The sequence below is a fragment of the Sphingomonas lacusdianchii genome (assembly GCF_022664395.1).
Lineage (GTDB): Bacteria > Pseudomonadota > Alphaproteobacteria > Sphingomonadales > Sphingomonadaceae > Sphingomonas > Sphingomonas lacusdianchii.
Genome location: NZ_JAKRET010000002.1, coordinates 244,187 through 270,310, shown reverse-complemented (window position 1 = coordinate 270,310; position 26,124 = coordinate 244,187). Strand labels below are relative to the sequence as shown.

The following is a 26,124-nucleotide window of genomic DNA, read 5'->3' as shown; positions in this document are numbered from 1 at the left end:
CGCCGCTTCCCAAACGACAGTTTTGGAAACCATGGCGGGAGGCCGGTCCGACAGGATCGCGCCGCACGAACCGCTAAACTTGAAAGAGAGTGAACCATGGCCAAGAAGATTACCGGCTATATCAAGCTGCAGGTGCCGGCGGGCGAAGCCAAGCCGTCGCCGCCGATCGGCCCGGCGCTGGGTCAGCGCGGCGTGAACATCATGGAATTCTGCAAGGCGTTCAACGCGCAGACCGGCGATGCTCCGAAGGGCACCCCGCTGCCGACGATCATCACCGTCTATGCCGACCGTTCGTTCAGCTTCGAGACGAAGACGCCGCCGGCGACCTATCTCATCAAGCAGGCGATCAACCTGAAGTCGGGTTCGAAGGAACCGGGCAAGGTGAAGGCCGGCAGCATCAAGCGTTCGCAGCTGAGCGAAATCGCGACGATGAAGATGAAGGATCTGAACGCCAACGACATCGACGCGGCGACGAAGATCATCGAAGGTTCGGCCCGCGCGATGGGCCTCGAAGTGGTGGAGGGCTAAGACTGTGGCCAAGCTGACCAAGAAGGCGAAGACCCTCGCCGCCGCCGTTGACGCGCAGAAGCTGTACGGCGTCGACGAAGCCATTGCGCTCGCCAAGACCCATGCGACCGCCAAGTTCGACGAGACGATCGAAGTCGCGCTGAACCTGGGCGTCGATCCGCGTCACGCCGACCAGATGGTCCGTGGCGTCGTCACCCTGCCCAAGGGCACCGGCAAGACCGTGCGCGTCGGCGTGTTCGCTCGCGGCGCGAAGGCTGAAGAAGCCACCGCGGCGGGTGCCGATGTCGTCGGCGCCGAAGACCTGATGGACGCGATCCAGGGCGGCAAGATCGACTTCGATCGCTGCATCGCGACCCCGGACATGATGGGTCTGGTCGGTCGTCTCGGCAAGATCCTGGGTCCGAAGGGCCTGATGCCGAACCCGAAGCTCGGCACCGTCACGATGAACGTCGCGGCTGCGGTCGAAGCGGCCAAGGGCGGCCAGGTCGAATATCGCGTCGAAAAGGCCGGCATCATCCATTCGGGCATCGGCAAGGCGTCGTTCGCCGCCGAAGACCTGCGCGCGAACTTCGACGCGCTGGTCGATGCGGTGGTGAAGGCCAAGCCGTCGGGCGCCAAGGGCAAGTATGTCCGCAAGGTCGCGGTCAGCTCGTCGATGGGCCCGGGCATCAAGGTCGACACGGCCGAGGTCGCAGGCGCGTAAGCGCCGACGCCGTGCCGCAGGGCACGGCCCGAGGCCGGCCGGCGGGCAAGGCCCCGACCGACGACGCGGGATTTAATCCCGCGTCGGCCGACAAGCAGAACAAGGGGTCGGAGGCTTCGTGCTTCCGGCCCCTTTTCTGTGCCCCTCTCCCTTCCCATCCGGCTGCGCCGGACGGGCCCCTTCCCTCTCCCCTGAAGGGGAGAGGGAGTTACAGGTTGCCCTGTTCTTCCTCCGGAACGTCATCGTCCGGCCCGTAATACAACGCCGCGCATTCGTCGCGCAGGCAGCCGCCCTCGATCACGATATCGTCACGATACGCATCGGCGATGAAGCCGAGCGTGTCGATATGCCGGTCCTCGAAATACATGCGATGCACGTCCGCGCGGCCGGCGCCATAGACGACGCGGGCCACCTTCGACCAGATCGAGGCCATGGTACACATGCCGCACGGCTGCAGCGTCGAGTACAGCGTTGCGCCACGCAACTCCATGTCGCCCTCGCTCTCGCAGGCGCGGCGGATCGCCATCATCTCGGCGTGCGCAGTGGCGTCGGGCAGTTCCTGAGTCTGGTTGGGTTCGGCCGACAACACCCGCCCGTCCCGGACGATGATCGATCCGAGCGGCGAGCAGGACGGGTCGTCGCCCTTGGTCCGGGCGATCGCGATCGCCTGCCGCATCCAGTGTTCGTCTTGGGGGGTTAGCATCGGCAATTCCCTTCGCGCGGCGTAACGCGCGGGGGACGCGAAAGATTCAGGTGGCGGCAGCGAGGATGTCGTCGCTCGATGCCGATTGCACGTGCAGCTTCGCCAGCAGGTCAAGGACCGCATCCCACCAGCGCCAGAAGGCGGCAAGATCGGCCGCGTCGCGGACATAGGGCGTGTGGCCGGGCACGAGGCTGGGCGAATGATAGGCGAAGTTGAGGACGCGAACCCCCTCCCCCACCGCCACCCGCACCGCTTCCAGCGCGTCGGCGAGCGGCATGTCCTCCGGCGTCAGCGCGACGCGGTGGAGCAGGCCGAGCCGCGCGAGCACGCCACGCCCGCGCGGGACGCGACCGGCGCCCTCGTACAACGGCTGCCGCCCCCGCCGCAGCCGACCGGTGAAGACCGTGGTCAGCGGCAGTTCGACGATGCGCCCAGCGGGACCGGTATGGAAAGCGTCGTTGCCAATCGCGCGATAGTCGGGCCCGCCCTGCGCGCGGTAATCGTAGCGCGCGCGCATCGAGCTATCGAGCGCATAGCCGCGTGCCGCCAGCAACCCCAGCGTCGCCGGTCCAAGGCCATAGCGGCCGGCGCGATAGACGGTCGGGCGCGTGCCGGTGATGCGGGTCAGCGCCTCGGTCAGCCGGTCGAGTTTGGCCGCCTCCAGCGCTGGCGGCAGATTGCCGGCGAAGCTGCTATGCGCGGTCAATGCCTCGTCGAACGGCGGATTGACCCAGGGATGAAGCTGCGCACCGATCGTCGCATGACCATGGTCGACGACGCCGCGCAACGCGTCGACCGCCGCCGGATCGGTCGCGACCGGATAGTCGACCAGATAGCAGCTGTGCACGCCATATCCGGCGAAACGACGATGCGCGGCGGGCAAGGCAGCGACGGCGCTTACGCCCCAGCCGTCGTGGCGGAACGGTGCGCGCCAGTCGAATTCCTCTTCGGTATCGACGAAGACGGTGAAGCGCGTGCCGAACCCGTCGCGCCACGTCACCGGACGGCCTTGGTCGGGCCGGAACGGAACCATCAGCGCCGCTGCGCCCGCCCGATTTCCACGACATTGGCGGCAGGCAGCCGCAGCGTCAGCGTCGCCGTCCCGAACACCAGCGTACCTTCGAGCTCGCGAGCAAGGTTGCGCGCGAGGCGCAGCGCGAAGCCGGTGCCGAGCAGCGACATATCCTCTTCGCCATCATCGACGTCGAACACGCTGTCACCGGGCCATGCGTCGAGCGCCTGCGGCCGGTCGAGCACGATCGCGACATAGCCGTCGCCTTCAAGGCCGACGCGGACATGGATCGATTCGTCACGGCCGCCCGCCGAGACGAGGGTCGCAAGCAGGCGGGCGAGCAGGCGCTCGACCGCGCGACGATCGCCGGCGACGGCGATGTCGGTCGGCTCGACCTCCAGCAACGTCCCGCGCAATTCGCACAATGCGACAAGATCGGCGGCAATCACGTCGAACAACGGCCCGAGCGCCACCCGGTCGTCGCGCAGATCGAGCGCATCGCCGTCGATCCGCGCGGCAAGGTCGAGATCGTCGATCACCGCGACCAGATCGCGCGAATGGTTGAGGATCGCCCCGGCACGGTCGCGATAGACCGGGAGCACGGGGCCGAGCAATTCCTGCTGGATCATCTCGGCGAAGCCGGCGATCGCACCGGCGGGAGTGCGCAGTTCGTGGACGAGCTGGCGCAGCTGGGCGACGCCGGCGTCGCGATTGGGTTCGGCGCGTTCGCCGTGATAGGGCCGCCGGGCGGTACCGCGATAGCCGATGAAGCGGCCGGTGGCATGGTCGAACGCCGGCACGCCCGATACGAACCATTCGCCGGTCGCGTCGCTGTCGCCGCCGATGGTGAGGCGCGCATCGCGGAACGGCGCCCGCTTGCGCAACGCCCCGGCGGCGATCGCGTCGAACCGGGCATGGCCCGGCGTCGCGCAGAAATCGAGCGACAGACCGATCAGCGGGGCGCGGCTGACCCCGTCGACCCAGCGGATCTGGCCCGTGGCGTCGGCCTCGAAACGGAAACTGTCCTGCGGCGCGACCGGCGGCGGCGGGGGCGGCGCGCCGTCATGCGCGCGCTCGAACGCCTCGATCCGGGCCATCACGTCGGCAATGCGGAACGGACCGGCGGGATCGGGCTCGGCGGCGGGATCGGGAAGCCGTGTTTCGGGAACGGGCTGTTCGGCGACGGACGGCTCGGAGACCGGCTGCGGCGCGATGGCGACGGGCGCGGCCTGCTCGACCGGGCGGTCGTCGCCCAGCACGAGGTCGACCGAGCCGAAGCTGTCGAGCGCACGATGGACGGCGGGGTCGAGGTCGCGGCGATTGCGGACCACGCCGCGCGCCGGCGGCGACAGGCGCGGCAACAGCGCCTGCCACTGATCGACCGACAGATGCGCGCCACGCAGCACCGGCAGCGCCGCCTCGATCACATCGGTCGCGAGCAGATCGACCAGTTCCACCGGGGGGCGGGCATATTCGAGGTCGCGGGCACTGGCGATGCGGACCGTGCGCGGCACATGATCGCGCAGGTCGTGCAGCAGGGCGATGGCGCGCGGATCGGCCGATACCCGGCCGCGACCGATCAGGTCGACCAGCTGCCGCCACACCGACGCGCGCGCGCCCTCACCCGACAAATCGGCAGCGAGAACCGTTTCGAGAGTGTCGTCGAAATGCACCAGCCACCCATGAAAGCACCCCGCGGAGCCGCGGCGCTAAGGAACCCTTAACGCGGTGATCCGCATTCTGAAACTGCTCAATTTCGGTACGTCGCAATGTGGGACAATTACGCTTCCGCGCAATTTTGTGATGCTGTACGCAGGGCTTTCATTCGAACAGAACCACGGACCGTAACTTATGGCTTTCGATCGTATCGACCGGCAAATCCTGTCGCTGCTGCAGGAGGACGGGCGGATGACGAACGTCGAACTGGCCGAACGCGTCGGGCTGACCGCGCCTCCCTGCCTGCGCCGCGTGCGCGCGCTGGAGGAAGCGGGCGCGATCAAGGGCTATCATGCCGCGCTCGATCCGCGGCTGCTGGGCTTCACCATCACCGTGTTCGCGCTGGTCAGCCTGAAGAGCCAGGCCGGCAGCGATCTGGCGGCGTTCGAGGCGCATGTCGCGACGATTCCCGAAGTCCGCGAATGCCATATGCTCAACGGCGAGATCGACTTCATCCTGAAGATCGTCGCAGCCGATCTGGAAAGCTTCCAGTCGATGCTGACGACGCAGTTGATCACCGCGCCGAACGTCGCGAGCGTGAAGACGTCACCCACGGTGCGGACGTCGAAGGCGTTGCCGGGGATACCGGTGGTTACCGAATAGGGTTCGGGTTGCCGGGGCGATCTCCCGGTGGCGCTGCGGTAGCCCTGCTTTCCCCCTACTCCGCCGCCGCTCGCCCTCCATCCGTTCGCTTCGAGCGCAGGTTCGAGCTTGTCGAGAACCAAAGTCGAGAAGGCCGCGCCACAAAGCCGCGTTCTCGACGGACGCTTCTCGACAAACTCGAAGCTGCTCGAACGGGTTGGAGTGCGGAAAGGTCTAAGGACAAAAACCAAAAACGGCCCGGACAGTCGCCTGTCCGGGCCGCTCCGCATCAAGCTGACCGCGATCAGTTGTTGCCGACGACCGGGGTCGAGGCAACGATGCGCGGCTGGTCGACGAACAGCGTCCAGAAGGTCGCGATCTCGCCGCGCGGGCCGCTGGTGACCTTGGCGAACGACGCCTTGGCGTCGGCCGCATTACCCGAGCGCGCCTGGGCGATGCCGATGCGGGTGTTAACTTCGTCGGCATCGACGCCGCCCTTCTGCAGCGCGAGCTGATAGAGTTCGATCGCCTTGGCGTTGTTGCCATTCGCCAGATAGACGTTGCCGGCGGCAGCCGCTGCACGGCCGTTCGCCCCCGCCTTCGCACGGGTTTCGAGCGCCGCGACCGAGCCGTCGGCCTTGATCTGGGTCTGCGCGGTGGTCTTGATGCCGTTGAACACCGTCGCCGATGCCGGAATCTTGCCCTGCGCGCGCCCTTCGTCGATCACCGTGACGGTTTCGTACGGCAGGCCGATATCCTGCGTGACCTGCGCATATTCGCGATAGTCGTTCTGGTCCGCCAGCGACTTGGTATCGCGCATAAGGCGGAGCACGTCGACGCGCGCCTGATTGCCGAGCGTCGCGCCGTTATTGTCGGCGCGATCGCGGAACAGGATCAGCACCTTGCGCCAGTTCGCCTGGGTCGGATATTCGGTCAGCTGACGACGCGCCCACTGGCCGGCATCGGCCGACCGCTTCGCCTTGTACAGCTGCGATACCATATAGTCGTACCACTGCGACGGCACCGGCTGACCGGCGGCCTTCTTGGCGGCGATGACCTTATCCATATTCTGGATGCCGGCGTCGATATTGCCGCCCTGAATCTCGATCTGGGCGAGGCGCAGGTCGAGATCGGGATCGTTATAGCCCGCCTGCTGCGCGCGCTGGAAGAACTGCTTGGCAGCGTCGCCCTGCTTCGCGTCGAGCGCGAGGATACCGCGGTTGAAATACAGACCGCCGCGCTCTTCGGTCTTCAGCTTCGGGCTGGCGAGCAGTTCGTCGATCGCCGCGGCAAGCGCCGGGCGGTCATTCTTGCCCTGTGCCGCCTGCACCTTGATCTGGGCGAGGAAATAGGCCTCGTCCTGATTGCCGGCGGTCATCGCGGCCTGAGCGGCGGCGAGTTGCGTGTCGGCGGTGGCGAAGTCCTTGGCCTTCACCGCGGCGTCGGCGGCGAGGATGGCGGTGCGGAACGCTTCGCTGACCTGCGGGCCGGCGGGGGCGGCTTCTTCCTTCTTGCGCTTCTGGGCGTCGGCCGGCGGGGCGACGACCAGGGTTGCACCCAGGCCGAGCATGGCGGCGAGGGCAGCCTTGGAAACGAACGTCATGCCGTGATCTCTCCCGAAAACTGATGCCGGAACGACGCCCGGCAGGCGTCGTTCCTGTAAGTCCAACGACGCATCCGCACAAGCGGGCGCGCGCGTCGTCCGATGCCGGACATCGCGTGAACGCGCGTTGAACGATTGTGCTCCCTCGCCCCCCTTTGACGGCGGCGTTGCGGGTCGATAGGCGGCGGCGATGATCGCCATCCTCTCCCCCGCCAAGACGCTCGATTACGATACCGCCCTGCCCGATTTGCCGCAGCACAGCATGCCGCGACTGGGGGAAGCGACCGGACAGATCGCCCGCGGCGCGGCGCGGCTGGGGGCGGCCAAGCTGGCGACGCTGATGAAGATTTCGCCCAAACTCGCGGAGCTGAACGCGCGGCGCTATCGCGAATTCGATCAGGCACCCGAGCGGCCGGCGCTGCTGGCATTTGCGGGCGACGTCTATACCGGGTTCGATGCGCAATCGCTGGAGGAACCGGGGTTCGCGTTCGCGCAGGACCACGTGCGGATCCTGTCGGGCCTGTACGGGCTGTTGCGCCCGCTGGATGTAATTCGACCCTATCGGCTGGAGATGGGAACGCGCTGGGCGCCGGGACGGGCGAGCGATCTCTACGCCTTCTGGGGAACTCGGATCGCGGCCTTGCTGGCGGAGGATGTGGCGGCGAGCGGCGACGGGGTGGTGCTGAACCTCGCCAGCCAGGAATATTGGCATGCGGTGGCGGGCAAGCTGCCGGACGGCGTGCGGGTGATAAACGTCGATTTCCGCGAGAACGGACCCGATGGACCACGCTTCGTCAGCTTTCACGCGAAGCGCGCACGGGGAATGATGGCGCGGTGGATGTGCGAACATCGGGTGACCGATGTCGAGGCGATGCGGGGCTTCGACAGCGACGGCTATCGCTTTGCCGGGGCAGAAGGGGATCGCTGGACCTTCTTGCGGGGCTGAGGCTCTTCAGGTGAAGAGCGACAGCAGCGCGATCACCACCGACGATCCGGCAAGCGGTCCGACGAACATCACCAGCAGGAAGATCGCGATCGTCCCGATCATCACCCGTTCCTGCGGCCGGGTCAGCCGCGCGGGCGGACGGGGCGGTTCATAGCCGTCGGGCGGCGGCGGCCAGGCGTTGGCGTCGTAGAACATCGCTCCCCTTCCCTGTCGGCCGGTCGGGGGCATAACGCGGAAGGAGCGATTGCTATCCGCAGGAACGGCGCCCCCGCTATCGTGGCGGGGGCGCTCCTCTCCTGACCGTTATGCCAGTTCGCGGGTCTTCGGCGCGGCATCGCGGACGCCGGCGTCGACCGCGTCGGCGAACTGCGCGAAATTATGGTTGAACAGGTCGACCAGCTTGGCGGCGGTGCGGTCATAGGCGTCGCCATCGGCCCAGGTCGAACGCGGGTCGAGGATCGCGGCGTCGACGCCCGGAACCGATACCGGCACCTCGAACCCGAAATTGGGATCGGTGCGGAACTCGCCCCCGGCAAGCGATCCGTCGAGCGCGGCGTTGAGCAACGCGCGCGTCGCCTTGATCGGCATGCGGCGCCCTTCGCCATATTGGCCACCGGTCCAGCCGGTGTTGACCAGCCAGCAATCGACATTGCCCTTGGCGATCCGCTCCTTGAGCAGATTGCCATAGACCGACGGGTGGCGCGGCATGAACGGCGCACCGAAGCAGGTCGAGAAGACCGGTTCCGGCTCGGTCACGCCGATCTCGGTGCCGGCGACCTTCGACGTATAGCCCGACAGGAAGTGGTACATCGCCTGATCGGGGGTCAGCCGCGCGATCGGCGGCAGGATGCCGAAGGCGTCGGCGGTCAGCATCACCACGTTGCGCGGCGTCGGCCCCATATTGTCGGCCGAGGCATTGGGGATGAAGTCGATCGGATAGGCGGCGCGCGAATTTTCGGCGATGCTCGGGTCGTCGAGGTCGAGCGTGCGCGTATCCGGGTCCATCACCACATTTTCGAGCACGGTGCCGAAGCGCTTGGTCGTCGCGAAGATTTCCGGTTCGGCCTCGGCCGACAGGCGGATCATCTTGGCATAGCAGCCGCCTTCGAAATTGAAGACCGCCGTGTCGGACCAGCCATGTTCGTCGTCGCCGATCAGCGTGCGGCTGGCATCGGCCGACAGCGTCGTCTTGCCGGTGCCCGACAGGCCGAAGAACACCGCCGTGTCGCCGTTCGGACCGATATTGGCCGAACAGTGCATCGGCATCGTGCCGGTTTCGGGCAGCAGGAAGTTGAGCAGGCCGAACACCGACTTCTTCATCTCGCCGGCATATTGCGTGCCGCCGATCAGGATCAGCTTTTCGGTCATGCTGACCGCGATCACCGTTTCGGTGCGGCAGCCATGGCGTTCGGGATCGGCGCGGAAGGTCGGCAGGTCGATGATCGTGAAGTCGGGCATGAAGTCGGCCAGATCGGCCGCTTCGGGCCGGACCAGCATCGTGCGGATGAACAGGTTATGCCACGCCAGCGTGTTGATGACGCGCACCTTGACCCGGTGTTCGGGCTGCGATCCGCCGAACAGGTCCTGTACGAACAGCGTCGGTTCGGTGGTCAGCTGTTCGAGGAAGTCGGCCTTCAGCGTCGCGAAATGTTCGGGCTGCATCGCGCGGTTGGTCTTGCCCCACCACACCGTGTCCTCGGTGATCGCATCGCGGACCATGAACTTGTCCTGCGGGCTGCGGCCGGTGTGCCGGCCGGTGGTGACCACCAGCGGGCCGTCCTTGGCCAGTCGACCCTCGCCGCGCGCGACCGCCTGTTCGACGAGCTGCGGCGTCTGCAGATTCCAATGCACATCGGCGCCGGTTTCGATTCCCATCGCTGCCAGCCCGTATTGCGGCGTCACGATCGCCATGCTGCCCTTCTCCCTGTCGAATCACGGGCAGCGCACGCCATGTCCGCCGTCCCGCGCCGAGTTCGCTGTGCTTCCTCTATGCTTGGGAAAGCATCGCGTCAAACGCGTTAAACACGAATATCGACATGATGTTTGCTGTACGCGACCAATATGAGACGAAAGGAGAAAGTCGAATAATTATATGATGATTTGAACTGTCGAAGCCATTGAGCCTTGCCCCCCTTTCGCCTAACCCTGCACGCGATGCAGACGGACCCCAGGCCATGACCGCCACGATCGCGCTGGTCGACGACGACCGCAACATTCTGACCTCCGTCTCGATCGCGTTGCAGACCGAAGGATTCACGACGCGCGTCTATTCGGACGGCGAGGTGGCGTTGAAGGCCTTTGCCGAGAATCCACCCGATCTGGCGGTACTCGACATCAAGATGCCGCGCATGGACGGACTCGAACTGCTGCGCCGGTTGCGCGAGCGCAGCCGCCTGCCGGTCATCTTCCTGACCAGCAAGGACGATGAGCTGGACGAGGCGCTGGGGCTGGCGATGGGCGCCGACGACTATATCGCCAAGCCGTTTTCGCAGCGACTGCTGATCGCACGCATCCGCGCCATCCTGCGCCGGGCCGAACCGGCCCAGCCGGGCGAGCCGGGCAGCGCCGACAGCGCGCAGCCGGTGCTCGAGCGCGGGCGCCTCGCCATGGATCCGGCGCGGCACAAGGTGACGTGGAATGGCGAGAATGTGACGCTGACCGTCACCGAATTCCTGATCCTCGAAACGCTGGCCAGCCGTCCGGGCATCGTCAAGACCCGCAACCAGTTGATGGACGCCGCCTATCAGGACGACATCTATGTCGACGACCGCACCATCGACAGCCATATCAAGCGCCTGCGCCGCAAGTTCCGGCAGGTCGACAAGGATTTCGACGCGATCGAGACGCTATATGGCGCGGGGTATCGGTTCGCCGACGATTGAGGATGCAGGTGGCACCGTATCAAACCGTTCGTGCTGAGTAGGGGCTGAGCTTGTCGAAGACCCGTATCGAAGCATCTGCCGTCGCGGTCCTTCGATACGCCGCTTCGACAGGCTCAGCGGCTACTCAGGACGAACGGTTTTGGCTGGCGGCCAAGCGCAAGAGGGTTATGCGCTGAATGCCCGCCGCTGATCCCATCGACCGTCCACCCGACGAAGGCGCGCTGTCGTTGCGCTGGTCGGGCCGCGTGTCGCTGACCCCGCGCATCCTGTTCGTCAACATCTTCGCGCTCGCGCTGCTGGCGGGCGGCTTCTTCTATCTCGACAGCTACCGCGCGCGCATCGTCGATGGCCGCGTGGCGCAGGCCGAGCGCGAGGTGCGGTTGATCGCCGAAGCGCTGACGCTGCTGGCGCCCGATGAGCGCACCGACGAAATGGTCAATTTCGCGCGCAAATCGGGGCTGCGCCTGCGCATCTACGACCGGCGCGGGCGGCTGGTCGCCGACAGCCGGCAGTTGGGCGTGCGCAATTTCCAGCTGCTCGACCCCGACAAGGATGGCTGGCAACAGGATGCGGCGCGCGCGCTGGACGCGGTGATCGATACCGTGGTCCGCAACGATCGCGACCCGCTGTACCGCGAGCGTGCGCCGGGTCGCGGATTGCGCTGGCCGGATGTGGTGACGGTGCGCACCACCGGCGGCACGGCGGCGACGGTGTGGCGCGCGCCCGACCGGACACCGGTCGTCACCGCCGCCGCGCCGCTGCCCGAGGACCGGGTGCTGATGGCGACGGTCAATGCCCGCGACATCACCCAGACGGTGCGGACCGAACGCGCCCGCCTGAGCATGGTCCTCGCCGTCGCGGTGCTGTTGTCGGTGCTGTTGTCGCTGTTCCTCGCGCGCACCATCGTCCGGCCGATGCGCATGCTGGCGCGCGCCGCGATCCGGGTGCGGCTGGGCCGCGACCGCGAGGTAGTCGTCCCACGCCTGCCCAGCCGCCGCGACGAGATCGGGATGCTCGCCCGCGCGCTGTCCGACATGACCGGCGCGCTGCGCAGCCGGATCGACGCGACCGAAGCCTTTGCCGCCGACGTGACGCACGAACTCAAGAACCCGCTCGCCTCGCTGCGATCGGCGGTCGATGGTCTCGCGACGGTCAGGGACCCCGATCTGCGCGACCAGTTGCTGGCGATCGTGCAGGAGGATGTGCATCGGCTCGACCGGCTCATCACCGATATTTCGGATGCGTCGCGCCTCGACGCGCAATTGGCGCGTGCGAAGTTCGAGAATGTCGATCTGGCCGCATTGATCGCGGCGCTGGTCGCCTACCGCGTCGATCGCGGGGTCGAACGCGGCGTCACCCTGCAGTTCGAGCGCGACGGCGACGATCCGCTGGTGGTGCTTGGCGAAGGCGCGCGGCTGGAACGGGTGTTCGCCAACCTGATCGACAATGCCATCTCCTTCTCGCCGCCGGGCGGCGAAGTGCGGATCAGCGGCGGCAATGACGGCGATCTGGTCGAGATCGAGATTACCGACGACGGTCCCGGCGTGCCCCCCGAGCAGCGCGAGGCGGTGTTCCGCCGCTTCCATTCGGTCCGCCCCGGCGGCGAGGCGTTCGGCCAGCATTCGGGCCTCGGCCTTGCCATCGCCCGGACCATCGTCGAAGGGCATGGCGGTATGATCGCCGCCGAATCACGTCGGGATAACCGCGAAGGCGCGCGCTTCGTCGTGCAACTGCCGATCGTCGGCGCATGAGCGAACCGCCGATCCATGCCGGCTGCGTCGCGATGCGCGGGGTCGGCGTGCTGATCGCCGGGCCGTCGGGATCGGGCAAGTCGGACCTCGCGCTACGCCTGATCGATCGCGGCGCGGTGCTGGTCAGCGACGATTATACGCTGCTCCACGTCGAAGGTGGCGAGTTGCACGCGACCGCCCCCGCCACCATTGCGGGGCGGATCGAGGTGCGCGGAATCGGCATCGTCGATCGCCCGACCCTGGCGAGGGTGCCGGTCGCCCTGTTCGTCGAGGCCGGTACGCCCGATCGCCTGCCCGAACCGGCGACGCGGGTCATCGCCGGCATCGCCATCCCCGCGTACCGACTGGCGTTGCTCGAAGCCTCGGCACCCGCCAAGATCGACCTCATGCTCGACAGGATTCTCCGATAATGCGCCATGCCGATATCCTGCTCGTCACCGGCATGTCGGGGGCGGGAAAATCGACGGTGCTCAAGACGCTGGAGGACAGCGGCTGGGACATTGTCGACAATCTGCCGCTGCGCCTGCTCGGCAACCTCATCGCCGCCAGCCCCGCCGATGCCGACCGGCAACTGGCGATCGGCATCGGCACGCGGACGCGCGGCTTCGATGCCGAGGCGATCGTCCGGTCGATCCGCGACCGCCCCGATCTGGGGGTCAGCGTGCTGTTCCTCGACAGCAGCCAGGCCGAGCTGGAGCGGCGCTATAACGAAACGCGCCGCCGCCATCCGCTGGCGACCGATCGCACCGCCGCCGACGGCATCGAGCGCGAGCGCGAGGTGCTCGAACCGCTGCGCGGCTTCGCCAACCGCTTGCTCGACACGACCAACTTCTCGCGCAACGCGCTGGCCGAATGGGTGCGCGAGACGTTCGCCGCACCGGGCAGCGCCGATCCGGTGCTGTCGGTGCTGTCGTTCGGTTTCGCGCGGGGCGTGCCGCGCAACGCCGATATCGTTCTCGACATGCGCTTCCTGCGCAATCCGCACTGGGACCCGGTGCTGCGCCCGGGCACCGGGCTCGACGCCGATGTCGCCGCCTATGTGCAGGCAGATCCGGCCTATGATGCCGCCATCGCCTCGTTCGAAACGATGCTGTCGATCCTGCTGCCGCGCTACAAGGCGGAGGGGAAATCCTATGTCACCATCGCGTTCGGCTGTACCGGCGGGAGACACCGGTCGGTCCATGTCGCCGAACGCATGGGGGCATGGTTGCGCGAACAGGGTTTTTCCCCCACGATAGAACATCGCGATCTGGGCACCGCGCCACAGGATTCGCTGGAAGGCGCACGGCGCGCGCCATGACGGATGTGGGAACGACGACGAACATGATCGGGTTGGTATTGGTGACGCATGGTCGTCTTGCCCAGGAGTTCGTCGTTGCGATGGAGCATGTCGTCGGCCCGCAAGAGCGGATCGAGACGGTATGTATCGGTCCCGAGGACGATATGGAGGAACGCCGCGCCGACATCGCCACCGCGATCGCGGCGGTCGATGCGGGACAGGGCGTGATCGTGCTGACCGACCTGTTCGGCGGCACGCCCAGCAACCTCGCCATCTCGCTGATGGAAACCGGCCGGATCGAGGTGATCGCCGGCATCAACCTGCCGATGCTGATCCGTCTGGGCGGCGCGCGCAAGGCGATGAAGGTCGCCGAGGCGGTCGCCGCCGCGCGTGAGGCGGGTCGCAAATATATCTCGGTCGCCAGCGAGGTTCTGGGGGAAGCAGCGGCATGACGATCACGCGCACGGTGCAGATCACCAACCGGCGCGGGCTGCACGCGCGCGCGTCGGCCAAGTTCGTAACGATGGCCGCCGCGCAACCGATCGAGGTCAGCGTCGAAAAGGACGGATCGTGCGTCACCGGCACGTCGATCATGGGCCTGATGATGCTGGGCGCGGCCAAGGGCGACCATATCACGATCAGCGCATCGGGCGACGGCGCGGAACTGGTGGTCGGACAGCTGGCGCAACTGGTCGAGGACCGCTTCGGCGAGGATTAGGGGCGGCACACCCAGCCCCGCGCACGTCATCCCAGCGCAGGCTGCGATCGCCCGGTGATCGCACACGACAGGAGCCGCAAGAGGCCCCAGCCTTCGCTGGGGCGACGCTTGTCTCAAGGAGGCGAGAAGACTGGCGAACCCGCCCTCCCAAATTTTTAGGGGTGGCCCCACCCCCGCCCCGGCCATAGGCCGAACTCCATGCCCCAGCCGACCGAAGCCGCGCTTGCCGCCCTGACCGACAAGGAAAAGCAGACGCTGCGCCTGATCGTGCGCGGGCATGATGCGAAGTCGGTGGCGGTCACGCTCGGCCTGTCGGTCCACACCATTAACGAACGGCTCCGCGATGCACGGCGCAAGCTGGCGGTGTCGAGCAGTCGCGAGGCGGCGCGGATGCTGTTCGAGGCGGAGGGCGCGACCCCCGAAAATCTGGGGGACAACAGAAACGGGGACGACGTGGCCGCCAGCGCGACCGATGTCGAAACCGCGCCGGACGACGGCGCGGGGCGTTCCGTCCGGTCGCCCCGGTTTCTGATCGGAGCGTTTCTGATGACCCTTGCCCTTGGCCTGCTGGCGCTGACCCTGACACCCGCAACGGTGCAGACGCCGCCCCCGCCCCCCGCGACCGCACCGGCGACCCCCGCCCCCGAAGCGGCGCGCGCCTTTCTCGAACTGGTCGATCAGGGCCGCTGGGCCGACAGCTATCGCCGGTTCGGCGTCGCCTTTCGCAAGCTGAATACCGAGCAGGTCTGGGCGAATGTCTCGGAAAAAGTCCGCACGCCACTCGGGCCGGTCGTGTCGCGGACGTTGATCGGACAGGAATATGTCCCCGCCCCGCCCTATGGCTATCAATCGGTCAAGTTCCGCACCCGCTTCGCCAAGGGCGGCGAGCAGGTCGAAACGGTGATGCTCGATCAGGAAGAAACCGAATGGAAGGTCGTCGGCATCACCGTCGGCTAAGGACGCGCCGCCCCGGACCCGATCCGGGGCGGCGTACCGATTACCCCCGCAAACGCTGCTCTTCCTCGACCATATAATCGCGCGTCAGCGGCAGTGCCCAGCGGTCGCGGGTCAGTTGCACCTGATAATTGACCATGCCGCCATGGCGGAACGCCGCCGCCGCGCCCGCCAGATAAAAGGTCCACATGCGGTAGAATTTCTCGTCATACAGCGCGACGATCTGCTCCTTCGCCGCCACCGTGCGCGCGTACCAGTGATCGATGGTCAGCGCGTAATGGACGCGCAGCACCTCGATATCGCTCGCGATCAGCTTGGTGCCCTCATAGCCGCGCACGATCTCCGACAAGGCCGGGTTGTAGCCGCCGGGGAAGATGTACTTGGTCGTGAAGGTATCGGTGACGCCCGGCACGCCCATCCGGCCGATCGTGTGGAGCAGCATCACGCCCTCATCGGTCAGCAACTCGCGGCATTTGCGGAAGAAGGCGCCATAGTGCGGCGGGCCGACATGTTCGAACATGCCCACCGACACGATCCGGTCGAACCGGCCGGTGACATGGCGGTAATCGATCAGCTCGAACCTGACCTTGTCGGCGACGCCCGCTGCCTCGGCGCGGCGACGCGCGACCTTGATCTGCTCTTCGGACAGGGTGACGCCCAGTACCTCGGCCCCGGTCTTCTGATGCAGATACAGCGCCATCCCGCCCCAGCCGCAGCCGATGTCGAGCACCCGCATTCCCGGCCGGATCGCCAGCTTGGCGGCGATATGCGCCTTCTTGTCCGCCTGTGCCTGTTCGAGACCATTGTCGGCATCGGTGAAATAGGCGCAGCTATATTGCAGGTCGCTGTCGAGGAAGAGTGCGTAGAGCCGGTCGGACAGGTCGTAATGATGCGCGACGTTGCGCTTCGACCGGCGCGCCATATTGACCCGGTCGATGCGGTGGCGGACCGCATCGAACAGGCGAATCGGCAGCGACGGCTGCAGCCCGCCGCCCCGCCCCCATGGCGTGTTGCCGGTCAGCAGTTCGACCAGATCGCGAATGTCGCCGCGATCGATGACCAGATCGCCGTCCATATACGCCTCTGCCGCGCCCAGCGCCGGATGGCGGACGATCCGGCCGGCGACGCCCGGCTTGGCAAAGCGGATCGCGACGTCGGGAAAGGCCGGATCGGGCGTGCCGAAGCTGACGGTCCGGCCATCGGCATGGGTCAAGGATAGCGTGCCGCGACGAACCGTGCGGGCGAGAAACGTGTCGATCAGTGCCATGAACGGTCCGTTAGGGACCGAATGTGGCAAGTCATGGGCGGACGTTAACAATCCTCCCCGTGCCGGGGAGGATTGTTAACGTCCGCAGGATGGTGGAGGGGATTGGCCGCATACGGCACCATTGCGTTGCGCCGCGATGCCCCTCCACCAGCTGCGCTGGTCCCCCTCCCCGTGCCGGGGAGGATTTGCTTGCTTCCCCTCTTCCGCTACACGCCCCCCATGCTCTCCCGCCTGCGCGATCGCCCCTGGACCACCGCGCTGCTGATCAGCGTGGCGGCGCAATTGCTGTTCGCCTGGGGGCTGGGCCGACCGGGCAGGCTGTCGTTCGACGAGGTGCATTACGTCCCCGCCGCGCGCATCCTGCTGACGCTCGCCTATCCGGCCAATCCCGAACATCCGCTGGTCGCCAAGGAACTGATCGCGCTGGGTATCGCGCTGTTCGGCGACAATCCATGGGGCTGGCGGATCATGGGCACGCTGGCCGGGACGGCGACGGTGCTCGGCGTCTTTGCCATCCTGCAACTGCTGTTCCGGCGGACGCATGTCGCGGCGTTCGGCGCGGCGATGGCGATCCTCAACCAGACCTTGCTGGTCGAGGCGCGGACCGCGATGCTGGAAGTCTATCTCGGTGCGTTCGTGACGCTCGGCATTGCCGCGTTGCTCTGGTCGATGCGCGGGCGGGCGGCATGGCGGCTGACGCTGGCGGCACTGCTGTTCGGGCTGGCGGTCGGGGTGAAATGGGCGGCGGTGCCCTATGTCGCGGGCGCGGGGCTGCTGCTGGTCTGGGGGATGACGGGCAAGCGCGACTACTGGCCGGGGCTGCGGCTGGTCCCGGCGCTGGCGATCCTCGGGCTGGTCAGCATCGCCACCTATTTCGCGACCTTCGCGCCGGCTTTCTTCTACGCGTCCGAACCGCTGACCTTCGCCCGCCTGCTGCCGTTCCAATGGGACATGTACCAGCGCCAGACGCAGATACTGGCAGCGCATCCCTATCAGTCGAGCTGGTGGAGCTGGCCACTGCTCGCGCGGCCGATCTGGTATTTCTACGAACCCGATGACGGGGTGCAGCGCGGCGTGCTGCTGCTCGGCAATCCGGCGATCATGTGGGGCGGATTGCTGGCGGTCGCGGTGTGCCTGTGGAGCGGATGGAAGCGGCGGGCACCGGCGCTGCTGGGGGTCGGGCTGCTCTGGGTCGGGTCGCTGGCGGTCTGGGCGGTGATCCCCAAATCGCTGGGCTTCTATTATTACTATCATCTGTCGAGCATCTGGCTGTGCCTCGCACTCGCCGCCGCCTTCCACGCCCATGCGAAAGGTCGCCTCGCCCGCGCCGACGAATGGTTCGCGCTGCCCGCGATCATGCTGTTCGTCTATTTCTACCCGATCATCTCCGCCGCCCCGCTATCGGGACCGCAAGCGTTCAACCGCTGGATGTGGTTCGATAGCTGGCGTTGAATCAGTTCGCGCAAAGTAGATATTCGCGCGGAGGCGCAAAGGACGCCAAGGGGTTGCGATCGGAAGATCGTCATCCCTTACCCCATATCGGTCGAAAGCCGCTATCGCGGCAAACGCAACCTCTTTGCGCACTTTGCGCCTTTGCGCGAAAATCCTGATCGCTCAGCGCCTTCGCGTGAAACCCTTACGCCGCCCGCCGCCGCCCGTACCGCCCCCAGGTAAAGCGCGACGACAGCGCGAAATTCCACACCGCTCCGACCGCGATTCCCGCCAGCGCCGGCAGCGCCCACGCCCCCCCGCGCACATCGTACAGGAACGCCGCCAGCCCGACATTGGCCACCGCCCCCACCGAACACACCGCACAGAAGGACACCCAGCCGTCGAGCAACGCCTTCGTGCCCCGCAGCCGCCGGTCGCGATAGGTCAGGTGATTGTTCAGGAAGAAATTGAACGTCATCGCGACCATCGTCGCCACGATCGTCGCGGCCACGAACCCGCTGCCCAACTCCAGCAGCAGCCCCAACGCCGCCAGATGCACGATCGCCCCCGCCGCGCCGATCGCTGAGAACATGACGAAGCGCACCGGCACCACCCGCCCGAACATCCGGTCGTACAGCGCGATCAGATATTCGAGCGCGACGACATGGTCGAGCTTGCTCTCCCCCACCGCCCGCGTGCGGAACACATAGGGGAGTTCGGCGAAGCGCAACGGCTCGGGCGCGGCGGTAAGGATGTCGAGCAATATCTTGAACCCGATCCCCGACAGGCGCGGCGCGACGCTGCGCACCACCGCGCTGCGGATCATGAAGAAGCCGCTCATCGGATCGGACAGATCGGCCTTCAGCACCCGCCGCGACAGGCGCGTGGCGAGCGCCGACTTGGCGACGCGATCGGCATCCCATGTGCCCGTACCGCCGCCCGCGACGAAGCGCGATCCGATCACCAGATCGAGCGCCGCATCGGCCGACAGCGCCGCCGCCATGCGCGGCAGCAGCGTCTCGTCATGCTGCAGATCGCCGTCGATCACCGCGACCAGTGGCGCGGCGGTGGCGCACATCCCCTCGATACAGGCGGTCGACAGGCCACGCCGGCCGATGCGCTGGATCACCCGGATGCGCGGGTCGTGCCGGGCGATGTCGCGTACCACGTCGGCGGTACCGTCGGGACTGTCGTCGTCGACGAAGATCGCCTCCCACGCGAGGCCGGCCAATGCCGTGTCGAGTGCCGCGACCAGCAACGGCACGTTGCCGCGCTCGTTGAACACGGGAACGACGATAGCGAGGTCGAGGGTAGTCATAAAGGCGCTACCGTGCCCCCGCGCAGGCGGGGGTCCAGAGCCACATGCGATGTCTTTCGCGGCACTGGATCCCCGTCTGCGCGGGGATACGGGTGCGCCGGGGGATCACAACGCCGCCAACACCGCGTTCGTCATGTCCTCGGTCGTAGCATGCCCACCCAGGTCCGGCGTCCGGTGCCCCGCGACCAGCGCCGCCGTCACCGCCGTCTCGATCCGGTCGGCGGCGTCGGCCAGCCCCAGCGAATGGCGCAGCATCATCGCCGCCGACAGGATCGTCGCCAGCGGGTTCGCCTTGCCCTGCCCGGCGATATCGGGGGCCGAGCCATGGATCGGCTCGTACAGCCCCTTCTTGTCCTGATTGATCGCGGCGGAGGGCAGCATGCCGATCGAACCGGCGCACATGCTCGCCTGATCCGACAGGATGTCGCCGAACAGGTTGCCGGTGACGATCACGTCGAACTGCCCCGGATTGCGCACCAGCTGCATCGCGGCATTGTCGACATACATGTGGGTCAGCGCGACGTCGGGATAGTCGGCCGACACCTCGATCACCACGTCGCGCCACAGCTGCGAGGTTTCGAGGACATTCGCCTTGTCGACCGAGCACAGCCGGTGGTTGCGGGTCCGCGCCGTCTCGAACGCGACGCGGGCGATGCGCGCCACTTCGGACTCGTCATAGCGCATCAGGTCATGGCCTTCGCGTAGCCCCTCGGCGGTCGTGCTCCGCCCCTTCTCGCCGAAATAGACGTCGCCGGTCAGCTCGCGGACGATCACCATGTCGATCGCGGCGGCGACTTCGGGGCGCAGCGCGGAGGCATCCTCCAGCCCGGCGAACAGCTTGGCCGGACGCAGATTGGCGAACAGGCCCAATGCCTTGCGCAGGCCGAGGATCGCCTGCTCCGGGCGATGCCCGCGCGCGACATTGTCGAATTCGGGATCGCCAACGGCGCCGAATAGCACCGCATCGGCGCGCTTCGCCAGATCGAGCGTCGCCGGTGGCAGCGGATGGCCATGCGCGCGATACGCCGCGCCACCGACCGGCGCTTCCTCGAACGTCAGGTCGAGACCCAGTGCGTCGAGCACCCGGCGCGCCGCCGCCACCACTTCCGGTCCGATCCCGTCGCCGGGCAGTATCGCGATCAAGGCCATTGCGTCATTCCTGTTTCGCGCACGAAGATTGCGCGTTTCACCGGCAAAAGCCCCTGCCCCAAGCCGGGCGGGTCACGCAACCGTCCTTTTCAATCGCTCGATCAACCGTTCGCGGGCCGCTAGCACGTCCTGCCCCCGCCCGCCCAGCAGGTCGCGCGACAGGAAATGGCCCGACAGCGCGAGGCCGTCGAACGCCGCCTCCCAGCTTGCGGGGCCGCCCTCCGCCAGAAAGGCGGGCAGCGCCAGCAGCCGGTGTTCCAGCCCCGTCGCCGCGCCGCGCGACACCGCACCGCCGCTTCTCGGGCTGACATGGGTCAGATCGTCGCGCGCCCCCGTCGCGACGCATTCGTCGAGCGCCAGCCCGAAGCCCAGTTCGGACAGGATCAGCAATTCGGTCCGCACCAGCGCCCCGATCCACGCCCGCGCCGCCGGTGCCGCCGCGATCGCCGCGAACAGCCCGTCGAGCGCGGCATGGATGCGCGGATAGGGTTGCGCCTCGGGCAGCGCATAGGCGGTCAGCGCACACATCCAGTCGATCGCCGCCGCCGGCACCGGCTCGGCGAACAGCGGCGCCCGACTCTCGACCAGTTCGACGCTCAGCGCCGCCAGTTGCGTATCGCTCCGCGCCCGCCAGTCGCCGCGCACGATATTGCCCGGCTGCAACACCGGCCGGATCGCCCGGCTCCGCCCCCCGCGAACATAGCCGGGCTGGACCCCGGCCTCTGCGGTCAGCGCCCGCACCACCGCGCCATGCTCGCCATGCGGGCGGGCGGAGAGCAGGAGGGCGGTTGTGTTGAGGTGCATGGGATTGGTTTAACAGGGATGGGAAACGCGTGAAATCATGCTGGTACAAGACTGACATTTCGATCGATTGGACCGAAATTTGTTTCTCATGGCCTACCGACATGACGCGAACCCGTTCGTCCTGAGTAGCCATTGAGCTTGTCGAAATGGCGTATCGAAGGACGTTTGGGCAGGTGCTTCGATACGAGTGTTCGCCAGGCTCAGCCCCTACTCAGCACGAACGGACCTAGCTCTTGTCATCGCACTCGAAATGCCCCGTATAGGTTCGAATTTGCCTGAATCCAGAAGGTGAGGCTTGCTGACGAATTCGCCGGAGGAGGAAAAAATGTCCAATTCGTAATTCGATGCCGGCTATCCCCGCCGTACCCGAGCCACAACGCTCCCAACCACCGGCCAGTCCCGCGCCCGCTTCACCCGCTCGATCACGCCGTCAAACGCCTGCAACGCCCTTACCACCGCCCGATTGGCCCGACTGTCGCGCAACAACAGCAGATCGACGCACGCCGTCCCGCCCGTAGCGAACTGCCGCTTATGCTGCCCCTCGCCCTCGGTGAAATCGAACCGCAGCGCCGTCGGCTCGGCGAACAGCGTGCGGAAGGCCTCCATGTGCAGCACGCTGCCCGGCGACCATTCGCCCCAGCTCGGATCATGCCCGACATAGTCGTACCGCACATCGCCGCCGGTCATCGGGCAGTAGAGATAGGCGATCGGCGACCCGCCGACGAACAACAGCCAACCGAACGCCTCGCCGCGCGCGCCCTTGCCCTGCATCACCGCGCGGAACGGTACGTCGGCCGGCAGTCCCGCCCCCATCAGCTTTTCCTGATAGGTCCGCTCGGCCACGCGACGCGCAAGGCCATGAAACTCGGCCAATTCCTGCGCGGTGCGATAGGTGCGGACGTCAAGAGCGCCTTCGTTCACCTCGGCCAGCTTCTTGCGCTTGCGCTTGAGCGAGGACCGCGCATTGCCCGACAGGCCCGCGAACCACGCATCGAAGCCGATCGTCAGGTCGGTGTGATAGCGCGTATAGCGCTGCCGCACGAACACGATCCCCGCCGCCGCCACGACCGCCGGCGTCAGCGGCTCGGGCAGCGAGGTCACCGACCAGCCATCCGCCCCCTTGGGCAAGGGCGGCAGCACCGGCACCTCCCCCGCCAGCACGTCGTGCAACTCCATCGGCACGCGCACCAGCCGCCGCCGCACCGAAAACAGCGTCCGCGCGCCAATCTGGAACCTGATCGGCCAGGGCTGGACCTGCGTCACGCGGCGCGCTCCTCGATCCAGTTCGACCAGAGCTGTTCGGCCTGCCGCCACCGCGTCCGCAGCGCACTGGCCGGCAGCGGCCGGTCGTCCTGTCCCAGCCGCAATGCCGGACGATCGCGGAAATGCGTCGTCGGCAGGCGATCGGCCTGCGCGGCGAGCGTACGGCACAGTGCCTCGAACCGGCGGACATGGATGCGGTTCGCGCGCGTGCCGCTCCGATTGGCGAGTTCGAAGCCATGGCTGACGATCGTCACCGCCGCGTGGTTGTGCGCAGCGGCATGGAGCAGCGCCGCGCGCATTTCGGCTGTCGACAGCGCGCAAATCTGGAAATGCCGCCGCCCGCCGCCGGGCGTCGCGATCGTCGTCACCGGCACCTCGATCAGCCCGCGATGTGCGACCGGCGCGATCGCGTCCGGCGACAGCGCGATCATGCTCGGCCATGGATGGTGCGCGCCGTTGTGGCTGCTGTCATAGGCGAAGCCGAGCGAAGCCAGCGCGTCGAGCGTCACGTCGTTGGCGCTATAGCTCCCGGCGCGAAACGCGACCGGATCGGGCGCGCCGGCCGCCCGCAGCAGGTCGCGCGCCTCGCCCAACAGGTCCTGCTGCTCCTGCCGCGACAGATCGACCAGTTCGAACACATGCGCTCGGCCGCGATCGTCCAGCGTCGCCCGCGCCCAATTGGGGTGGAGATGCAGCTGCACCTCCTGCCCCGCCGCCAATATCGCCTCCACGGTCGGCGCGATCGCCGCCATGCCGTACAGCCGCGCAGGCAGCGGATCGACGAAGAAGCACGCCTTCAATCCATAGACGCGCAGGCGTTCGAGCTGCCACGTCACCCCGACCCCGGCGGGTTCGAGCGAGCGCTGCACGACCCGATCGGCCGGCAGGCCGGCGGCGTGATGCCGCCACATCAATTCCGTATCGATCGTCAGGAAGACGGGGGTCGTCATGCTGCTGTCCTGCCCGTTTCGCGTAAAGAAGCGGTGAAGCGATCGCGCTCGCCCGGCAAGTTCGGTACGCTGAGGACCAAGCATGCGTTAACCATCCTTCTCCGCAGTTCGGCGCGGATATTGCCTGCGCGCATCATGCAAGTCCCGCTATTGGATCGCTTTCTTCGGCAAATGCCCTGGAACAGGATTGCCGGCCAGGCCGTTACGCGGCCGAATTTAAACCATATCGGAGGCATAATGAGCGACGATATCGACCGGACCGACGCGATCTTCCTCGTCGCGCAGCACGGCCGCAACGCGTTGCACGTCGCCGCCGCCCGGACCGCCGGCGCGCTGTGCCGCGGCGACCGGGGCGAGGCACAGCGCTGGCTGGCGATCCGCAGCTTCCTGCAACGCGCCATGGCGTAACGAGTCCCGCTAGCCGGTCGGCGGCGACCCCGCCCAGTCATTCCATTCGGCGATCGCCGCCGCGCTCTCGGCGCGCTGCGTCGCCAGCGCCGCTTCCTCGATCGCCCGCGCCAGCGCCGCGTGGCAGGTCGCAACGACATCCACCCCCGCCGCCCCTGCGCGCGCCAGCAGCGCCGCGTCGAGCGCGACCGGCTCAGCGGGCGTGGAAATAGTCATAGACCCCCTGCGCCATCGCCTTGCTGACCCCCGGTGCCTTTTGCAGATCCGCTAGGCTGGCATTGCGCACCGCCCGCGCCGTGCCGAAATGCATCAGCAACGCCTTCTTGCGCGCCGGACCGATGCCCGGCACCTCGTCGAGCGGGCTGGCGCCGATCGCCTTCGACCGTTTGTCGCGATGCGCGCCGATCACGAAACGGTGCACCTCGTCGCGCAGCCGCTGGAGATAGAACAGCACCGGCGAATTGACCGGCAGCGTCAGTTCGCGCCCGTCCATCAGGTGGAATACCTCGCGCCCGTCACGGCCATGATGCGGCCCCTTCGCCACGCCGACCATGCACACATCCTCGATGCCCAGATCCTCCAACACCGCCTTGGCCGCGCTCAACTGCCCCTTGCCGCCGTCGATCAGCACGAGGTCGGGCCAGCCATTGCCGTCGCGATCGGTCTCGCGATCGGGATTCTCCTCCTGTGCGCGGGCGAAGCGGCGGGTCAGCACCTCCTTCATCATCGCGAAGTCGTCGTTGGTCTGCGCCTGCTTGATGTTGAACTTGCGATACTGGCCCTTGCGGAACCCCTCCGGCCCGGCGACGACCATCGCCCCCAGCGCATTGGTCCCCTGGATATGGCTGTTGTCATAGACCTCGATCCGGTCGGGCGGCCCTTCCAGTTCGAACAGTTCGGCCACCTCACGCAGCAGCCGCGCCTGCGTCGTCGATTCCGCGTTGCGCCGTTGCAGCGCCTCCTCGGCATTGCGCTTCGCCTGATCGAGCAGCCGCCGCCGCACGCCGCGCTGCGGCACCGACAGCGCGACCTTGAACCCGGCCCGCTCCGCCATCGCCTCGGCCAGCACCTCCCCTTCGGCCAGTTCGCGGTCGACGAAGACGTTGCGCGGCGGCGGCACCTCTTCATAGAATTGCATCAGGAAGGCCGACAGCACCTCATCCTCGGGCACGTCATTAGTATGCGCCGGGAAGAAGCTGCGATGCCCCCAATTCTGCCCGCCGCGGATGAAGAAGGCCTGGATGCCGATCACCCCCTCCAGACATGCCATGGCGAACACATCGGCATCGCCGACGCCATCGGCATTGATCGCTTGGCTACCCTGGATGAAGGTCAGCGCCTTCAATCGGTCGCGCAGCACCGCCGCCAGTTCGAAGTCCATCGCCTCGGCCGCCGCCTGCATCTGCACGCCCAGCTTCGCCTGCACCTTGGTCGACTTGCCGGCAAGGAAGTCCTTCGCGTCGGAGATCAGCTCGGCATAGGCCGCCTGATCGATCCGCCCGACGCACGGCGCCGAACAACGCTTGATCTGGTACAGCAGGCACGGCCGGTCGCGCGTCTTGAAGAAACCGTCGGTGCACGATCGCAGCAAAAACAGCTTCTGCAACGCGTTCAGCGTCTGCGTCACCGATCCGGCGGACGCGAACGGACCGTAATAATTGCCCTTCGCCCGTCGCGCGCCGCGATGCTTCTGGATGCGCGGAAAGTCATGATCCGCCCGCAACAGGATGAACGGAAACGACTTATCGTCGCGCAGCAGCACATTGTAGGGCGGGCGATAGCGCTTGATGAGCTGCGCTTCGAGCAGCAGCGCCTCCGCCTCGTTATTGGTCGTGACGATCGTCATCGACCGCGTCTGGGCGACCATCCGCTGCAACCGCTTGGTCAGGCGCGACACCTGCGTATAGTTGGCGACGCGGTTCTTCAGCGCGCGCGCCTTGCCGACATACAGCACCTCGCCGCGCGCATCCTGCATCCGATACACGCCCGGCCGCACCGGCAGCGTCGCCAGCACGTTGCGGATCGCGGCGATCCCGGCATCGATATCCGGCGCGTCCGATCCGCGCACGGTGAAGCTGGCCTTGTCCTCGTTAAAGCGATTGGGCGCGTTGGGTGTTTCCGACATCGCCGCCGATTTAGGAAGTGCGGCGAGCGAAC

At 67.0% G+C, this 26,124-nt stretch carries 27 protein-coding genes; 13 read left to right on the top strand and 14 right to left on the bottom strand.

Features of this window, described 5'->3' with window-relative positions; translation table 11 throughout:
- The first annotated feature begins 96 nt into the window (after nucleotides 1-96).
- Entirely contained in the window at nucleotides 97-528 is a 432-nt protein-coding gene (rplK, locus tag MF607_RS04000) for a 50S ribosomal protein L11 (RefSeq protein ID WP_242116154.1), read from the top strand.
- 4 nt (nucleotides 529-532) lie between these two features.
- A complete protein-coding gene (gene rplA / locus MF607_RS03995; protein ID WP_242116153.1) occupies nucleotides 533-1,231 on the top strand; it encodes a 50S ribosomal protein L1 in 699 nt (232 codons plus the stop codon).
- 208 nt (nucleotides 1,232-1,439) lie between these two features.
- Here the strand turns inward: rplA and MF607_RS03990 are convergent, their stop codons facing one another.
- The 3 genes from MF607_RS03990 to MF607_RS03980 are packed head-to-tail and all read right to left on the bottom strand — an operon-like array spanning nucleotide 1,440 to nucleotide 4,619.
- Complete coding sequence (locus tag MF607_RS03990) at nucleotides 1,440-1,934, bottom strand: nucleoside deaminase (RefSeq protein WP_242116152.1); 495 nt, start codon at nucleotides 1,932-1,934, stop codon at nucleotides 1,440-1,442.
- 46 nt (nucleotides 1,935-1,980) lie between these two features.
- A complete protein-coding gene (locus tag MF607_RS03985; RefSeq protein WP_242116151.1) occupies nucleotides 1,981-2,967 on the bottom strand; it encodes a polysaccharide deacetylase family protein in 987 nt (328 codons plus the stop codon).
- Complete coding sequence (locus tag MF607_RS03980) at nucleotides 2,967-4,619, bottom strand: histidine kinase dimerization/phospho-acceptor domain-containing protein (RefSeq protein ID WP_242116150.1); 1,653 nt, start codon at nucleotides 4,617-4,619, stop codon at nucleotides 2,967-2,969. The genes MF607_RS03985 and MF607_RS03980 overlap by 1 nt, the downstream gene beginning before the upstream one ends.
- A 178-nt stretch (nucleotides 4,620-4,797) precedes the next feature.
- On the opposite strand from MF607_RS03980, the gene MF607_RS03975 reads away from it, so the two are divergent.
- The gene (locus MF607_RS03975) at nucleotides 4,798-5,265 is read left to right on the top strand and encodes an Lrp/AsnC family transcriptional regulator (RefSeq protein ID WP_056454156.1); all 468 of its coding nucleotides are present in this window, start codon (nucleotides 4,798-4,800) and stop codon (nucleotides 5,263-5,265) included.
- Between the two features lie 283 nt (nucleotides 5,266-5,548).
- Here the strand turns inward: MF607_RS03975 and MF607_RS03970 are convergent, their stop codons facing one another.
- Nucleotides 5,549-6,847: a tetratricopeptide repeat protein gene (locus tag MF607_RS03970; protein WP_242116149.1), complete on the bottom strand. Its 1,299-nt coding sequence runs from the start codon at nucleotides 6,845-6,847 to the stop codon at nucleotides 5,549-5,551.
- Between the two features lie 190 nt (nucleotides 6,848-7,037).
- Between MF607_RS03970 and yaaA the strand changes: the two genes are divergently transcribed.
- A complete protein-coding gene (gene yaaA / locus MF607_RS03965) occupies nucleotides 7,038-7,793 on the top strand; it encodes a peroxide stress protein YaaA (RefSeq protein WP_242116148.1) in 756 nt (251 codons plus the stop codon).
- A gap of 6 nt (nucleotides 7,794-7,799) precedes the next feature.
- On the opposite strand, the gene MF607_RS03960 is transcribed toward yaaA, so the two are convergent.
- Both MF607_RS03960 and MF607_RS03955 read right to left on the bottom strand, forming a co-directional pair.
- A complete protein-coding gene (locus tag MF607_RS03960) occupies nucleotides 7,800-7,988 on the bottom strand; it encodes a hypothetical protein (protein ID WP_242116147.1) in 189 nt (62 codons plus the stop codon).
- A gap of 108 nt (nucleotides 7,989-8,096) precedes the next feature.
- Nucleotides 8,097-9,704 (bottom strand): phosphoenolpyruvate carboxykinase, encoded by a 1,608-nt coding sequence (locus MF607_RS03955; protein WP_242116146.1) that lies wholly within the window; start codon nucleotides 9,702-9,704, stop codon nucleotides 8,097-8,099.
- A 263-nt stretch (nucleotides 9,705-9,967) separates the two neighbouring features.
- On the opposite strand from MF607_RS03955, the gene MF607_RS03950 reads away from it, so the two are divergent.
- From MF607_RS03950 to MF607_RS03920, 7 genes are all read left to right on the top strand, one after another.
- Nucleotides 9,968-10,675, top strand: coding sequence for a response regulator transcription factor (locus MF607_RS03950; protein WP_242116145.1), 708 nt, complete (start codon nucleotides 9,968-9,970; stop codon nucleotides 10,673-10,675).
- A gap of 176 nt (nucleotides 10,676-10,851) precedes the next feature.
- Nucleotides 10,852-12,426 (top strand): sensor histidine kinase, encoded by a 1,575-nt coding sequence (locus MF607_RS03945; RefSeq protein WP_242116144.1) that lies wholly within the window; start codon nucleotides 10,852-10,854, stop codon nucleotides 12,424-12,426.
- Nucleotides 12,423-12,836, top strand: coding sequence for an HPr kinase/phosphorylase (locus tag MF607_RS03940; RefSeq protein WP_242116143.1), 414 nt, complete (start codon nucleotides 12,423-12,425; stop codon nucleotides 12,834-12,836). Before MF607_RS03945 ends, MF607_RS03940 begins: the two co-directional genes overlap by 4 nt.
- Entirely contained in the window at nucleotides 12,836-13,726 is an 891-nt protein-coding gene (rapZ, locus tag MF607_RS03935) for an RNase adapter RapZ (RefSeq protein WP_242116142.1), read from the top strand. Before MF607_RS03940 ends, rapZ begins: the two co-directional genes overlap by 1 nt.
- A 23-nt stretch (nucleotides 13,727-13,749) precedes the next feature.
- Nucleotides 13,750-14,157, top strand: a complete 408-nt coding sequence (locus MF607_RS03930; protein ID WP_056454184.1) for a PTS sugar transporter subunit IIA — start codon at nucleotides 13,750-13,752, stop codon at nucleotides 14,155-14,157.
- Nucleotides 14,154-14,423 (top strand): HPr family phosphocarrier protein, encoded by a 270-nt coding sequence (locus tag MF607_RS03925; RefSeq protein WP_242116141.1) that lies wholly within the window; start codon nucleotides 14,154-14,156, stop codon nucleotides 14,421-14,423. Before MF607_RS03930 ends, MF607_RS03925 begins: the two co-directional genes overlap by 4 nt.
- Nucleotides 14,424-14,621: 198 nt before the next feature.
- Nucleotides 14,622-15,380, top strand: a complete 759-nt coding sequence (locus tag MF607_RS03920; RefSeq protein ID WP_242116140.1) for a helix-turn-helix domain-containing protein — start codon at nucleotides 14,622-14,624, stop codon at nucleotides 15,378-15,380.
- A gap of 40 nt (nucleotides 15,381-15,420) precedes the next feature.
- Here MF607_RS03920 and MF607_RS03915 read toward each other — a convergent pair whose 3' ends face one another.
- Nucleotides 15,421-16,644 carry an SAM-dependent methyltransferase gene (locus MF607_RS03915; RefSeq protein WP_242116139.1) on the bottom strand — a complete coding sequence of 408 codons (1,224 nt, stop codon included), beginning with the start codon at nucleotides 16,642-16,644 and terminating at the stop codon, nucleotides 15,421-15,423.
- A gap of 219 nt (nucleotides 16,645-16,863) precedes the next feature.
- Here MF607_RS03915 and MF607_RS03910 point away from each other — a divergent pair, with 219 nt between their 5' ends.
- A complete protein-coding gene (locus tag MF607_RS03910) occupies nucleotides 16,864-18,096 on the top strand; it encodes a phospholipid carrier-dependent glycosyltransferase (RefSeq protein ID WP_242116138.1) in 1,233 nt (410 codons plus the stop codon).
- Between the two features lie 184 nt (nucleotides 18,097-18,280).
- On the opposite strand, the gene MF607_RS03905 is transcribed toward MF607_RS03910, so the two are convergent.
- From MF607_RS03905 to MF607_RS03885, 5 genes are all read right to left on the bottom strand, one after another.
- Nucleotides 18,281-19,393 carry a glycosyltransferase family 2 protein gene (locus MF607_RS03905; RefSeq protein WP_242116137.1) on the bottom strand — a complete coding sequence of 371 codons (1,113 nt, stop codon included), beginning with the start codon at nucleotides 19,391-19,393 and terminating at the stop codon, nucleotides 18,281-18,283.
- A 105-nt stretch (nucleotides 19,394-19,498) separates the two neighbouring features.
- A complete protein-coding gene (gene leuB / locus MF607_RS03900) occupies nucleotides 19,499-20,542 on the bottom strand; it encodes a 3-isopropylmalate dehydrogenase (RefSeq protein ID WP_242116136.1) in 1,044 nt (347 codons plus the stop codon).
- A 72-nt stretch (nucleotides 20,543-20,614) separates the two neighbouring features.
- On the bottom strand, nucleotides 20,615-21,346 hold the full coding sequence (gene recO, locus MF607_RS03895) for a DNA repair protein RecO (protein WP_242116135.1): 732 nt from the start codon (nucleotides 21,344-21,346) through the stop codon (nucleotides 20,615-20,617).
- A gap of 351 nt (nucleotides 21,347-21,697) precedes the next feature.
- Nucleotides 21,698-22,609, bottom strand: a complete 912-nt coding sequence (locus MF607_RS03890; RefSeq protein ID WP_242116134.1) for a GNAT family N-acetyltransferase — start codon at nucleotides 22,607-22,609, stop codon at nucleotides 21,698-21,700.
- Nucleotides 22,606-23,559, bottom strand: coding sequence for a polysaccharide deacetylase family protein (locus tag MF607_RS03885; protein ID WP_242116133.1), 954 nt, complete (start codon nucleotides 23,557-23,559; stop codon nucleotides 22,606-22,608). The genes MF607_RS03890 and MF607_RS03885 overlap by 4 nt, the downstream gene beginning before the upstream one ends.
- Before the next feature lie 237 nt (nucleotides 23,560-23,796).
- Here MF607_RS03885 and MF607_RS03880 point away from each other — a divergent pair, with 237 nt between their 5' ends.
- Nucleotides 23,797-23,967, top strand: a complete 171-nt coding sequence (locus MF607_RS03880) for a hypothetical protein (RefSeq protein WP_242116132.1) — start codon at nucleotides 23,797-23,799, stop codon at nucleotides 23,965-23,967.
- Between the two features lie 9 nt (nucleotides 23,968-23,976).
- Here the strand turns inward: MF607_RS03880 and MF607_RS03875 are convergent, their stop codons facing one another.
- Nucleotides 23,977-24,183 carry a type II toxin-antitoxin system CcdA family antitoxin gene (locus MF607_RS03875; RefSeq protein WP_242116131.1) on the bottom strand — a complete coding sequence of 69 codons (207 nt, stop codon included), beginning with the start codon at nucleotides 24,181-24,183 and terminating at the stop codon, nucleotides 23,977-23,979.
- Nucleotides 24,161-26,092, bottom strand: a complete 1,932-nt coding sequence (uvrC, locus tag MF607_RS03870) for an excinuclease ABC subunit UvrC (protein ID WP_242116130.1) — start codon at nucleotides 26,090-26,092, stop codon at nucleotides 24,161-24,163. The genes MF607_RS03875 and uvrC overlap by 23 nt, the downstream gene beginning before the upstream one ends.
- Between the last annotated feature and the right edge of the window lie 32 nt (nucleotides 26,093-26,124).